The organism is Nostoc sp., assembly GCF_036917635.1.
Lineage (GTDB): Bacteria > Cyanobacteriota > Cyanobacteriia > Cyanobacteriales > Nostocaceae > Nostoc.
This window is the reverse complement of record NZ_JBALCW010000101.1, coordinates 1-13,512: the sequence shown is the minus strand read 5'-3', so window position 1 is coordinate 13,512 and position 13,512 is coordinate 1. Positions and strand designations below refer to the sequence as shown.

The window sequence follows — 13,512 nt, the reverse complement described above, 5'->3', positions numbered from 1 at the left end:
CAGACTTACATTTCCCCGACAGCGACGGCAAACCAATAGCGGAGAATACCGAACAGTTTCTTTGGGTCCTATAGCAACAATTGCAGGATATGCAAGTACTACTCCAGCAGTAGAGCGATCGCTTTGGGGAATTAGATAGTTAGTGTCGATTTGAGATTAACTTCTGGGAACAGCAGCACAGGTTAATGGTTGTTGTACATTCGCAGTAGCTTTATCTGCAATTAATTCAATTTTGCCCTGAGCGTTACGATGCCAGGAAGTAGCTTGGATAAGAGTTTCTCTTGGTACTGGTATTTGTGCTTGTACTTTCTGTGTTTTGCGATATGCAGAGATATCGCGGATATCAGACCAAGTGCGATCGCTTGTCATTTCCTGCGTTGGATTTTGCGGTATTCCACCCCTTCCGGTTGCCACAAAACTGCTGCCTTGGTTTTCAGAACAACCACTGGCTATTTGCTGAGATTGGTCTGTAACATTCTGTGGTAGTTCGACTAATCCAGAGTTGGGGTCAACACCGATATTATTAATTTGTACGTTGCCGTTGACATTAAATTGGGAACTGGCGGTGATGTCATTCGTGGGGTCGGTTCTGGGAGTGAGCGTAGTGCGGAATTTTAGACCGATGATGCCTTGGGTGGTGATGTTAATATTGCCGCCACGACCTTTTACTGCATTAGCGATGATGTCACTGTTTTCTAAGCCCAGAATAATGGGTGAATTGATGAGAATGTTGCCACCATTGCCATTGCCGCCTGCGGTGGCAGTAATGTTGCTGCCATGACGTAGAATCAAGCCCTCTTGCAGTTGCAGATTGATATTGCCCCCGTTGCCCGATCTTGTCGATGCCAAAATGCTGCCCCCGGCATCAAGTTGCAACCGTTTAGCATTCACGGTTAAACTGCCAGCATTGCCCAATCCTTGATTATCAATCAAGACGATTCCAGCCTTGCGAACGGTCAGCACAGGCGTATTCAGTGTGATTCTCCCTCCATTGGCAAGGATATTTGGATCGAAGAAAGCAAGAACGGAGGCACCAATTATCGTTTGTCTTGTCCCGTTGACCTCGATGGACTCCGAGGCATTCACCGTGAGCGCCCCAGAATTTCCCGAACGGAAGCTAGAAACCGACACAACCCCACCTGATTGCACTGATAGCGTCCGAGTGTTCAACGTTAGATTGCCTGCATTCGCTGTGCCAGAGGCAGTTGTTGATAGGGAAGTGTTAGTCGAGCTTCGCGTACCACCGTCTACCTGAATAGAATCGGCAGTCACTGTCACATTCCCGCCAAGACCCGAACTGGTGGGGCTGGCTGACACCCTACTCCCGGAAAAGATCGACAGATTCTGAGTAGTAATGTCAACGTTGCCGCCCTTGCCTCTGCCATTAGAGGCTGCCAGCAGCAAACTGCCCGATCTAAATTGATTAGAGTCACCGACGGCAAAGCCGTTGACCACCATCTGACCGGCGTTCACTACAATGTTGCCGCCCGGAGCCGAGCTATAGGTACGACTCAGCACAAAGCCGCCCTGATCGATCAGAAATTGCGGCGTCTTAATCGCAATATTCCCGGCAGCACCATCGGCAACGGTTTCACTCACCAAAGCGCTGGATGCCGTGAAATTTGGTGACTTGCCGATAATTTGCAACGACTCTGTGGCATTAACGGTAATATCTCCCGCCGGCTGATTGCTGCGATTTTGAATTAGCACCACAGACCCGTCGCGCAGGCTGACTTGTTTTCCTTGCAATTGGATCGAGCCGCCACTACTGTTGCTCAAGTTTTGGGTCGAAGCTAAAGCCCGTTGCGTCATCTGAAGATTGCCAAAACCAGAAGCATTGTCATAGCTGAGGGCAAATCCCTGCGGGTAGGAATTGAGGGCGACGGTGCCACTGGTGACGCTGCCTAAGTCGATCCGTCCTCCTGGCGCCTTGAGTAAGCCGCCATCCAGAGCAATATTTCCAGCCAGTAATGCCAAGGTATTTCCGGGTTGCACTTGTAGACCTGTATTGCCACTCACCCCAGACACCTGGAGCGAGTCACTAAATTGCCCGGTGTGTCCGACACCTTGCACTTGAATTGCTCCGGGATTTCTGCCCATTTGCAGTCCAATAGGCACACTCATGGTCAATAAAGGTGTTGCAGTTGGATTGACGGCACTAAATACCCCATCAACAAAGTTTATACTATTCGCCGTCGTCCCCACAAACGACCCACCAATATTCAACGCGGCATTTTTACCAAACACAATTCCCGCAGGATTCATCAAAAACAAACTTACCGCGTTTTTACTATTAAACGTGCCAATTAACCCATCAATATTAGAAACATTTCCACCTGTAACCCGACTAAATATAGTTGTAATATTTGGCGTGTTAGTTAAATCAAACGTTGCTGAACCAGTAGTAGGCACAGAAAAATTACTGAAACTATGAAATAAATTATTACCTTTTTCAATACCATTAATAATATTAAAATTATTACCACTTTGCTTGACAATAGTGTTGGTAGTACCATCAGATGTCACCTGAGAGATCGCCCTTCGCATCATCCCTGGAGATAAGAACCCAATTGTTAACAAAAATACAAAGGGTACGATTTTCATCACCAAAAAATTCCTTGAACTGATGTCAAGTTAGAGTTCCCTAAATGGCATGATTAATAACATGATTAACTTTTTGTAATGGCAGCACAGGTTAAACTAATTCGCACTCTTGCTGGAGGCACGCTTTGTGCGATCGCAATATAGCAAGTCCGTTAAAATGGCGAATAGGTAAGTGAGAAGTATAGCCCATTTTCTTGGAGCGATCGCTTTTCACCGTCTACCGATATCAGGGGAATGCCCCAATCTAGCCTAGCTGAAAATTTATCGCTTTGTTGCCACAGCAGTCCTAACCCAGTACCCACCAACGTACTAGGTGATGGATTATCGCCCTTGTTATTCCAGCCTTTGCCCACGTCAATGAATGGTGTCAGTTGTAGCACTCCTCCAAGATTGGAAGCCCGCACAATAGGCAACCTGAATTCAGCCGAAAACAACATACCATTGTCTGTGAGTAATGCATCCTGGCGATAACCCCGCACACTTAGCTGCCCACCAAGACCAAATTGCTCTAAAGGTACGAGGGAATCTGCTGCTAGTTGTAAATCACCTCTAACTAAAAACAGAGTGTCTGGTGCGAATTGCCGCACCCACTGCGCCTGTCCCCGCCAAGCAAAAAAGCGGCTATCTGGGGCATCTTTATTGACATTGGCATCAAACCAATCTACCCCGACGCTAAACTGCGATCGCGCTGCAAAAACTTGTTTATTGCTGCGTTGGGTATACTCTTGGATAAAACGCAGAGCGGAAATCTTGGTTTTTCCGTTCGCATCTGCACCAGGCGATAAAGGAAACCCGCCAATATTATCAAGACCTAACTCTGTTTGGCTTTCTTGCCGTGAGAATGATAAGCCCACCGCTAATTCCTGAGTTGGCTTTTGCACTAACGGTTGCCGATAGCCCAATTCGTAAGACCGGCTATTTGACTGAATATCAAGGACGCTGAATGGTTTTTCAATTACATGATTCCACCCTTGATTAAAACCAAAGAATACAGTGCCATTGTGAGCATTAATTGGCAGTGTGTAATTAGCATTGATTGTATTACTGCCATCGGTATTGGCGTATCCGACACTGAGAGTATCACCAAAGCCCAATAGATTGGCTTCTTGCAGATTCACACCCCGGCGAAAACTGCCAACACTGGGCGATCGCCCATTATCTAAAATTGTTGTAAGCGAAAAAGTATCGGCTTCTTTAACCTCGACTTGCAATATATTGGTTCCGGGACGTACACCCATCTGCAACTCAGCTGATAGGTTTTGAATGCGCGGATCAAGGCGAAGCAGTTGCAGTTTTTCTATTAGGCGTGGTATATTGAGGGGTTGGCCAGCACCGAGTCGGATGCGATCGCGAATGTATTGACTACGCAATCGCCGATTGCCAACGATTTTAATTTCTTCCAAACTGCCTTCGACTATCTGAATTTTAATGACTCCAGCTTTTAGTGTCTGCGGTGTGATTAAAGCTCCGGTAGTTACATAGCCCTTATCAGTGTAGAGCTTGCTGATCGCATCTTTGACTTGCAACAACTCTGCAAACGATACTTCTCGTCCCACAAAGGGAGCGGTAATAGCGGCAAAATCTTTTGGTTTGAAAACTGTACTGCCAACAACTTCAATGCGATCAACCCGGAATTTAGCATTAGGATCATCCTCTTTTAGAGTTGGCTGCTCTGGTATTTGTGGCGAAGGAAGTAATTGATTCTGGTTTGATGGCTGCGGTAGAACATCCGAAAGTAAGGGAATGACCGGGGTATCTTTTAGCCAGTGAGGCGGTAACGTTTGAGGATTAGAAGTTTGGGCAATTGCCCGATCAGAGTTGCACGATACTGCTGCTAAAACAAAGCCGAATGTTAAAAGTTTTAGTCTGGCTATGCAAGGTTTACGAATCAGTTGTTGTTTTTGCGTATAGTTAATTATCAATTCTTTCTTCACATTTAAATACCTACGCATAAATATTTAGCCATTTTTTAATCCGATTAAAATCGCTGTATTCCTTTACTGTTAATAGTTCCCTTGCCTAACTAGATAATTTATTTTGCATGACTAGTTATCTAATTAAGCCCCGATACTTTAATGTAAAGAGTGTTATATCATCTCATATAAATATTCGCTGTATTTTTTACAACTGCCGTCAGGGGAAATACTGTTTTTTCTGAAGGAGTAACCCAAATAACGTTCGGTTAAGGAATTTCTTGGTTAAGGCAGGCTGTTATTGAGCAGGGGAAGACAAAAAACGTAGCTTGGGTGATGGTATATGTATCACATTTGATTCATCACTTATATGAACATTTTAATGCTCTCTTCCACCTTTCCTTACCCACCAACGCGCGGGGGAACCCAAGTCAGGACATTTAATTTACTTAAATATCTCAGTCAACGCCATAGTATTACCCTGGTGACTCAACGCGAGGGCGATGTTACAGACGCAGAAGTAGCAGAATTATGCGATTGTGTAGATCATCTAGCCATTTTTGAACGCCCGCCAGATTCTGCAACCACCGGAATGTTGAAGAAAATACAGCGATTTGGTAAATTTTTGCAACAGGGAACACCACCAAGTGTACTCAACCGCTACTCAGTTGAGATGCAAACATGGATTGATAACTGGGTGGAAGCAGGGAAATGTGATGTAATTACCTGCGAACATAGCGTCAATGAAGTTTATGTGCGATCTCTACGACAGGCTACGCCTACGCATTTTACCAAACAACTAAAAACTATAGTTAATATTCATAGTTCAGTTTACGCTACTTGTCGAAACCAACTATCAACGGGCATTTCCGAAAATTCCCTCAGAGACAAAATTAATCTCCCACTGTTACGTCGTTATGAGCAAAACTACTGTGCTAAATTTTCGGCAATTGTTGCGACAACAGAAGAAGATAAAATTCAACTACAAGAGTTTAACCCCAATAGTGAAATTACAGTTATTCCCAATGGTGTAGATTTAATTTCTTTCCCTAACCGTACCACCGATCCAGGAGGACACCGTTTAATTTTCATCGGTGCGATGGATAATTTGGCAAACATTGATGCTGTCTGCTTTTTCAGCAACGAAGTTTTGCCAGAAATCCAAAAATTGTATCCTGATACAACTTTCGATATTGTCGGTTCTCATCCGGTGTCAGAAGTTTTAGCACTTGCTCAAAAACCAGGAATTAATGTGATTGGGCGTGTGCCTTCGATGGTAAAATATTTACATCAAGCTACCATTTGCGTTGTACCAATGCGGACTGGGTTTGGTATTAAAAATAAAACTTTAGAGGCAATGGCAGCTGGTGTACCGATAGTAGCTAGCGATCGCGGTTTAGAAGGACTAGCCGTAGATAGCGCTAATCATCCATTACGGGCATTACGAGCAAATAAATTGCCAGAGTACGTCACCGCTATTACTCAACTATTTGAGCATCCACATCTGCGTTCACAATTGTCTGACAACGGCAGACAACTGGTAAAAACAGAATTCACTTGGGATATTGCTGGTAAAAGTTATGAACAAGTGTGTCTTAAAAGAGATTAATACTAATTAGTAATTAGCACACACATAAAAATGCTTGATTTAATAGAGAACCCACCACTAGCTTCTAGATAAATTCTAATTGTTCTTTGTTGTCGGTGTGGGACAGATATCTGTAGAGACATTGTAATGCAATGTCTCTACATCGGCTGTACAAATTATCTTGTCTAAATCGGATTGGTTCAGGGTTAGCTTGTAAACAAACACATCAATTATTGTCAAATTTAGTTGAAGCACCTAACACAAGTAATTTCTTATGCTTACGTTTATTTTTATTTTTGAGAGTTGTCAAATAATTATCAACGTAGCGAAAAGCAGCTGCACCATCGTAATCAGCAATGGCTATAGCTTGTAAGAAAACCTTTGAAGGAATTTCAAATCCTAAAAATTTTTCTGTTAAAATTAACAAATCTTGATCTGTGGCAGGAAAAGTAGTTTCTTCTGCCTCTTCTGGATCAGAAAATATATCTTCAATTAATGCTTTGTACATTTTGTACCTCCCCAAAAGCATAAGACGCAAAGCCTGTGATAAAGTTTAGCTGCTGATCGCGAGTTTGTAAGTTGACGGGGAGTTCAGTACCAGCACATCCTATCTCCCGCAAAATCTCCAAGCAATAAGTACCGAGTTGAGTGTATGGAGCTTGCTCCAATTCTTGAGCTACTTCTAGAGCCATCTCCAGATTGACTTCGATAAACGTCTTTACAGGGTTGGTCATAAACACGCCCTAATAAACTGGATGCTCTAAGTTTTGATCACAAGTTCAAATAGCGTAACGGTGTTTTTGCGGATTTTATAAAGAGGCGAAAATAAAATATCAGCGCATTTGCGGTAATATATCCAAAATTATCTAAATAAGTCTGAGATGCGATCGCTGTTTGCGTAGAAGAAGTACACCTACCCTTTTAAGTGTTTCCCTACCGCAGTATGTCGTAAAAAAGATAAGTAACATATAGATTTCCTATCTTGTCCCCTCACAGGTTGCTTATTTCTGTTAGGTGTAATATCAAGTCTGTTTAGTAGATTTACTACCATATTTTTTATTAATATTACTGTAATGTGCCTAATACACCCTACAGTACCTAATTTTGTCCAAAATCAAATAGTAATCCTATAGCAAAAGGCTGAAACGAGCTATTGACTTTGATTCACAAGATAAATAGTTTGTAAAGTACATAATTCCTAATGCTATTACTTCTGAATATTTCCGACACAATAACGCATTTTTGGGAAAACTGAATCCTTATGCATGTTTAGTTGATTAAATATATAAAACAACATTAATTATGTTTCAGGTGATTTCATCATAAATTTATAATTCAAGACCTTGCTTTATGCAAGCATTACAACGATCAAGCACATTTGATCTGTAAAACGACAAAGGTATATATGATGACCATTGATGTTCTAAATATTCTTGGTGTAACCAATTCCAATATTTTCAGTAAGCAGGAAATAAATACTATCAATACTAAAGATGTTAATAACACCACATTATCTGTGTCTCAATCTTCGTCTGGGATATCTTTGATCAACAATTCCATAATCAATACTAAAGATGTTAGTAACACCACATCATCTGTGTCTCCATCTTCGTCTGGGATATCTTTGATCACCAATCCCATAATCAATACTAAAGATGTTAGTAACACCACATCATCTGTGTCTCCATCTTCGTCTGGGATATCTTTGATCACCAATCCCATAATCAATACTAAAGATGTTAGTAACACCACATCATCTGTGTCTCCATCTTCGTCTGGGATATCTTTCATCGGCAATCCCATAATCAATACTAAAGATGTTAGTAACACCACATCATCTGTGTCTCCATCTTCGTCTGGGATATCTTTCATCGGCAATTCCATAATCGATACTAAAGATGTTAATAACACCACATCATTTGTGTCTCAATCTTCGTCTGGGGCATCTATTGCCATAATCAATGGCAAAGATGCCAATAAAACCATAGATGCGTCTCAATCTTCGTCTGGGGTATCTATCACTGCTGACCTAGAAGCCCAAACTATCTCTGCCAATAACGTTCCTAGTTTGGGAATACTAACATTCAAAATAGCCAACATTGCCAATGTCATTGGCACAAATGGCCCTGACATCATTAAGGGCGATAGTCAAAATAATCAATTAACTGGTTTGGCTGGTGATGACCTAATTGATGGTAGAGGTGGCAATGACGTGATTGACGGTGGACTAGGAAATGACACGTTGATAGGTGGTGCAGGCGATGACACCTTCACCGACAGTCGCGGTAACGACAGCATCAATGGCGGAGATGGCTTGGATACAGCAGACTACAGCAAACTAGGTCAAGCGATCACCCTCTCAGGTGTAGGGGCAATTATCAAAGCTGGTGGATTTGGAACAGATCAAGTCTTTCAAGTAGAAACAGTTATTGCTGATGCTAGTGTTGCTAATAACACCATAGATGTGTCTCAATCTTTGCCTGGGGTATCTGTCACCGTTAACCTAGAAGCCAAAACTATCTCTGCCAATAACGTTCCTAGTTCGGGAACATTAACATTCAATGTAGTCAACTTTGACGATTTCTTCGGTACAAATGAGGCCGACACCATTACTGGCGATAGCCAAGATAACCGATTAGTCGGTGGCTTAGGCAATGACAGCATCATCGGTGGCTTAGGTAATGACAGCATCATCGGTGGCTTAGGCAATGACACTATCTTCGGTGGAGAAGGTAATGACACCATCATCGGTGGAGAAGGTAACGATGTTCTTACAGGTGGCATTGGTGCAGATAGCTTTACTTTCAACAGTGCTAAGGAGGGTGTTGACATCATCAAAGATTACAACTTTGCTCAGGGCGACGTAATCCAAGTTTCTAAATTAGGGTTTGGTACTACTAATAGTAGCGACTTTTCCTACAACGCCTCTACCGGTAACTTATCTTTGTTAGGAAATCAACTTGCCTTAGTTGAAAATCTCTCATCCAATGTGAGTATTCAGTTGGTGTAAAATTCCTAAAAGTCACAACTCCATCACAAGTTAAAACTTTTTGTAATTTGTTCCCAGAGTAAAAGTTATGTTGCAAAAAAGGAGGTTGGGCTGATAGAAGTATAAATCGTATCAGTTCTCGCCTGCTAACTCTCAAAAAATTTTTGCAACATAACCATTGACAGTTGCTTTAGCTCTCTCGATTAGAGCAACACACTGCCTCATCCTGAGTGTTGAATTATTCCATTTTGATGATATTATTTTACAAAATTAAGGAGTAAATCTTGTGGCATTTACGATTGATCAATTATTCAAGTTATCTGTTAAGTATCTCCCAGGAATTATAGCCATCATAACGGTTCTCCCTTTACCAGTTAAAGCAGCTACATTTTTAGTAAATGAACGCGCTCTTTTAGGAGGTAATGATGAAGTTAATTGGGGAAGTTTAGGTAAAGTATTCAATCCCTCTGCGCCTGACTTTTCTGTTTTTTTACCTAACTCATTTTCAGCAACATCCCAAGGTGGTTTAGGCTTAGATATAAATATAACTCCAGCTAAAAATCCTCAGATTACTCCACCGTTTATCTTTCAAACATTACCTCCACCTGGCATTCGGACTAACTTCGCCCAAGGAAATTTTATTCTCTTTGGAGGTATAGACCCAACAGGTTTTCAACCTCGTCTTCCTGGCGCTGCCGATCCTCGTACTCAGGGGAACGGAGAACCTTTGAGCATTAGTTTTGCCCAGCCTGTTTATGGCGCTGGTACTCAGATAGCTGTAGATATTAGTAATTTAGAAGTTGAAACTTTTATCAACGCTTTTGATAGCAGCAATAACTTGTTGGGTAGTTTTTCAGTTCTTGGTACTTCGTCGCTAGCATTAGATAACTCGGCAGTGTTTTTGGGGGTTCGTAGTGACACTGCAAACATCTCACGACTCGTTTTTAGCAGTTCTGCTCCACAATACGGCTTGGCTATTAATCAGGTAAGTATTGTTGCAGCTCCTGAACCAAGTTTGACCTTAGCGATATTAGCTTTTGGTATTTCAGGTGCTGTTTTAAAACTACGCCAACGCCCTTGGTCAAATAATTGCTAATTCGTAATATTCACCTCCAGCGATAAGCAAGCTACGTAATTTGTAATTGAAGGTACAGCAACCCACACCAAAATCTTTGATTGGGTGGTCTGGAAAAGGCTATCTACAAGACGTTCTGGCTAGCAAAATCAGGGGTATGCAAACTCGCCTTTTCGTGCTGCTATCAGTGACGAGTGCTTAGCTCAAGACATTTATGAATAAGAAATCACCAGGTCAGTTAAAACAGGCTTTTTCCCAGATCCACTCTTAGGTCAAGAATGCTTATCTGAACCACATTGTCAATAGAGAATCATAACTAATTTAATCGGTATATCAGATAATTTATTTTCCGGAAATCGCCTAACAGTGATTGTAGTTAACAATTACATAGCTTATTTCTTGCCAGAGGCGAGTATTATTATCAATGACTAATTATTTCACCGATGTGGAAGCGTCAAAAGAATTTGTCGTTGAATAAGCTTAATTTTTTGGACATACTCAAACTTCAGTCAAACGCAAGGTTCACATAATTCTTAGTTTTAGCCAAATTAAAGTAAATGTCATACAAAGAATTAGAAGACATAATAGAAGCTAAGATAAAAAAAGCTATACGGAAGCACGAGATTATAGTTGCTTTTATTAGTAGTATTATTGGCTTAATTTTTATAGTGGGTTTGTTTCATGCTATTTTGCTCAACCACACTCAAATTCAATCATATTGCTTGAGATGATTACTGGTTGCGTTCAATAGGTTTTTATGATCAAGCATTTTCTAATGTCTATAACATTAATCAAAGTTATACATATTTTTTAGAAAAATGAATTGTACTATGGAGACTAAAAATAATAGCAGGGCTATATTCGTCTTATTTTTGACTGTATTTATAGACTTGCTCGGCTTCGGAATTATCTTGCCAATATTGCCTTTGTATGCTGAACAATTCGGAGCAAAACCTAATGAAGCGACACTACTTGTAGCTATTTATTCTTTAATGCAGTTCTTGTTTGCACCATTATGGGGTAAGTTTAGCGATCGCTACGGTCGCCGTCCGATTTTATTACTTACTTTATTAGGTTCTGTAATTGCATACGCTGGGTTAGGTTTTGCCAACTCATTATGGATTTTGTTTATTGCTCGTAGCCTTGCCGGAATTATGGCAGGGAATATTGCTACTGCTCAGGCGTACATAGCAGATATTACCACGCCAGCTAATCGATCTCGTGGCATGGGCATAATCGGAGCAGCTTTTGGTCTTGGCTTTATTCTGGGCCCAGCTATTGGAGGTATTTTGATCGGATTTGATGGAGACAACGCTAACTTCCATCTACCATCGTTGTTTGCAGCCGGATTATCTTTATTAGCATTGCTTTGTGCTTTGATGTTACTTCCAGAATCTCTTAATTCTGAGACTAAAGCCAAAATGCAAGCTAATCGCTACCGTCAGCGACGGCTGAACTTGCTACAACTGTCACAGCGTCCACAATTTTGCTTGCTTGCTGGTATCTACTTTTTTGTTACCTTTGCTGTTGCGTCTATGGATTCTACATTGGCTTTATGGTCAAAGCAGCAACTAAATTGGGGACCTCAACAAACAAGTTATCTTTTTGCCTTCATGGGGATTGTCAGCACAATCATTCAAGGAGGACTAATCGGATTTCTCAAGAAATACTTCGGTGAAAGAAAGTTACTTATCTTGGGGATATTAGGGTTAGGTTTGGGATTACTGTTAATTGGATTCTCACAAAGTTTAATTTTATTGTTGGTCGCCACCACGCTTGTAGCATGGGGAATTAGTGTCAGCCAACCAATATTAAATAGCCTGATTTCCCAAATTGCAGCCCCAGAAGAACAAGGACAAATATTAGGTATTGCTAGTTCTTGCTCTGCCTTAGCACGCATTAGTGGGCCAACATGGGCAGGGGTTAGTTTTATGAAATTTGGGAGTCATGCTCCTTTTTTGAGTGGATTTTTAGTAATGCTAGTAGCTTTGACTCTTAGTTTGCGAGTGACTAAAAGCGCATCTGAACAAAAGACAGAACGTGTTGCCTCCGAATCTAGGTCTTAAAAGATGTTTTAAAAGTGATGGTTGATGTATCCAAAACTTTAGATCCTCCGATAAATTGGAGGACTTTGAGAAGATTATTCTCCCCTTTTTATTACGAATTACGAATTACGAATTACGAATTACTATGACTGGTCGCCGAGTATTATTTTTAGGCATCTTTATAAGCATCCTCCTCACCTACGCAATTTGGCTAGGTGGGAGTATTCCTGCAAGCATCACCAAACTTCCTGACCAAGGATTAAACTGGTATTACTGGAAGCTTCCCCAACCAACCTTTTGGAGTCGAGCAACAGCTTGGGGTATGTACCTTGGGCATCAGTTTAGCATCTGGGGGTGTATCTTGTGGGCGCAGCGATCGCAGTTGAAATACAAATCAGCGTTGCACCCGATTAATTACCTCATGCTTGCTATTAATGGTGCATTCATCGCTTTACACTTTCTCCAAACCTATATTTGGTACGATGCTCTAGCTCAAGATACTTCAATTTGGGCTTCTCAAGGTGCGGTTGTCCTTTTACTGGTATTCGTCCTGATTTTAGAAACGCCCCGACGCGGTTTGTTTTTTGGTAATTCTGTTCCATTCCATCAACAATTTTTGCAAATTATCAAGCTGTACCACGGCTACTTTTTTTCCTTCGCCGCTATCTACACCTTTTGGTATCATCCAATGGAGGCGACTTTGGGACACTTAATTGGTTTTCTCTATATGTTCTTGCTTCTGCTGCAATCGTCGTTAATATTTAACCGCAGCCATGTAAATCGTTGGTGGACATTTACTTTAGAAATTACAGTAATTTTACATAGTGCTGTTGTCTCGTTGATGCTAGGACAAAGCAAGTGGCCAACATTTCTCTTTGGTTTTCTTGGCATTTTAATACTTACTCAACTCCACGGTTTACCTGTGAGTATCTTGACTAAACGTACTATCTACGGAGCCTTTTTAGTGAGTGTAATGGCCCTTTATGGATTGACTGAACGCGGCTTGGGCAGAATTTATGAAGTAACCTATATTCCTCTGATTGAGTTTGGACTAGTTGGCATAATTTACTTAATCTTCTTGCTCATCTTATGGACAATTTCCCGTTTACCTGTCAAGGCTTAATATGATATACCGGTTTCCATTCAGATGCGGTACAACATTATATCGCCAGGTGTAGGGGCATGGCAGTGTCATGCCCCTACCCAGGGTAAACGCATCTAAATTTATTTGACAAACAATTATTTTTTTGCATACTAACTCACAGGTGGATTTGATACGTCCCAAATCTTTACGGCTG

General features: G+C 41.3%; 10 protein-coding genes. 5 read left to right on the top strand and 5 right to left on the bottom strand.

Annotation, left to right across the window (positions count from 1 at the left end):
- Positions 1–156: 156 nt before the first annotated feature.
- Positions 157–2,604, bottom strand: a complete 2,448-nt coding sequence (locus tag V7K32_RS25170) for an S-layer family protein (protein WP_334997192.1) — start codon at positions 2,602–2,604, stop codon at positions 157–159.
- A gap of 152 nt (positions 2,605–2,756) precedes the next feature.
- Positions 2,757–4,556 (bottom strand): ShlB/FhaC/HecB family hemolysin secretion/activation protein, encoded by a 1,800-nt coding sequence (locus V7K32_RS25165; RefSeq protein WP_334997076.1) that lies wholly within the window; start codon positions 4,554–4,556, stop codon positions 2,757–2,759.
- 331 nt (positions 4,557–4,887) lie between these two features.
- Between V7K32_RS25165 and V7K32_RS25160 the strand changes: the two genes are divergently transcribed.
- Positions 4,888–6,126, top strand: coding sequence for a glycosyltransferase family 4 protein (locus tag V7K32_RS25160; protein ID WP_334997074.1), 1,239 nt, complete (start codon positions 4,888–4,890; stop codon positions 6,124–6,126).
- A 205-nt stretch (positions 6,127–6,331) separates the two neighbouring features.
- Here the strand turns inward: V7K32_RS25160 and V7K32_RS25155 are convergent, their stop codons facing one another.
- The 3 genes from V7K32_RS25155 to V7K32_RS25145 all read right to left on the bottom strand — a co-directional run bounded on the left by V7K32_RS25155 (position 6,332) and on the right by V7K32_RS25145 (position 8,019).
- Positions 6,332–6,613, bottom strand: a complete 282-nt coding sequence (locus V7K32_RS25155; RefSeq protein ID WP_334997072.1) for a hypothetical protein — start codon at positions 6,611–6,613, stop codon at positions 6,332–6,334.
- Positions 6,594–6,839, bottom strand: a complete 246-nt coding sequence (locus tag V7K32_RS25150) for a hypothetical protein (protein WP_334997070.1) — start codon at positions 6,837–6,839, stop codon at positions 6,594–6,596. Before V7K32_RS25150 ends, V7K32_RS25155 begins: the two co-directional genes overlap by 20 nt.
- Before the next feature lie 787 nt (positions 6,840–7,626).
- Positions 7,627–8,019: a hypothetical protein gene (locus tag V7K32_RS25145; RefSeq protein WP_334997068.1), complete on the bottom strand. Its 393-nt coding sequence runs from the start codon at positions 8,017–8,019 to the stop codon at positions 7,627–7,629.
- Positions 8,020–8,026: 7 nt separating this feature from the next.
- Between V7K32_RS25145 and V7K32_RS25140 the strand changes: the two genes are divergently transcribed.
- The 4 genes from V7K32_RS25140 to V7K32_RS25125 all read left to right on the top strand — a co-directional run bounded on the left by V7K32_RS25140 (position 8,027) and on the right by V7K32_RS25125 (position 13,337).
- Positions 8,027–9,115 (top strand): calcium-binding protein, encoded by a 1,089-nt coding sequence (locus V7K32_RS25140; protein WP_334997066.1) that lies wholly within the window; start codon positions 8,027–8,029, stop codon positions 9,113–9,115.
- Positions 9,116–9,380: 265 nt separating this feature from the next.
- Positions 9,381–10,190, top strand: coding sequence for a hypothetical protein (locus V7K32_RS25135; RefSeq protein ID WP_334997064.1), 810 nt, complete (start codon positions 9,381–9,383; stop codon positions 10,188–10,190).
- Positions 10,191–10,999: 809 nt separating this feature from the next.
- Positions 11,000–12,235 carry an MFS transporter gene (locus V7K32_RS25130; protein ID WP_334997062.1) on the top strand — a complete coding sequence of 412 codons (1,236 nt, stop codon included), beginning with the start codon at positions 11,000–11,002 and terminating at the stop codon, positions 12,233–12,235.
- A gap of 124 nt (positions 12,236–12,359) precedes the next feature.
- Complete coding sequence (locus V7K32_RS25125; protein ID WP_334997060.1) at positions 12,360–13,337, top strand: hypothetical protein; 978 nt, start codon at positions 12,360–12,362, stop codon at positions 13,335–13,337.
- The last annotated feature ends 175 nt before the right edge of the window (positions 13,338–13,512 follow it).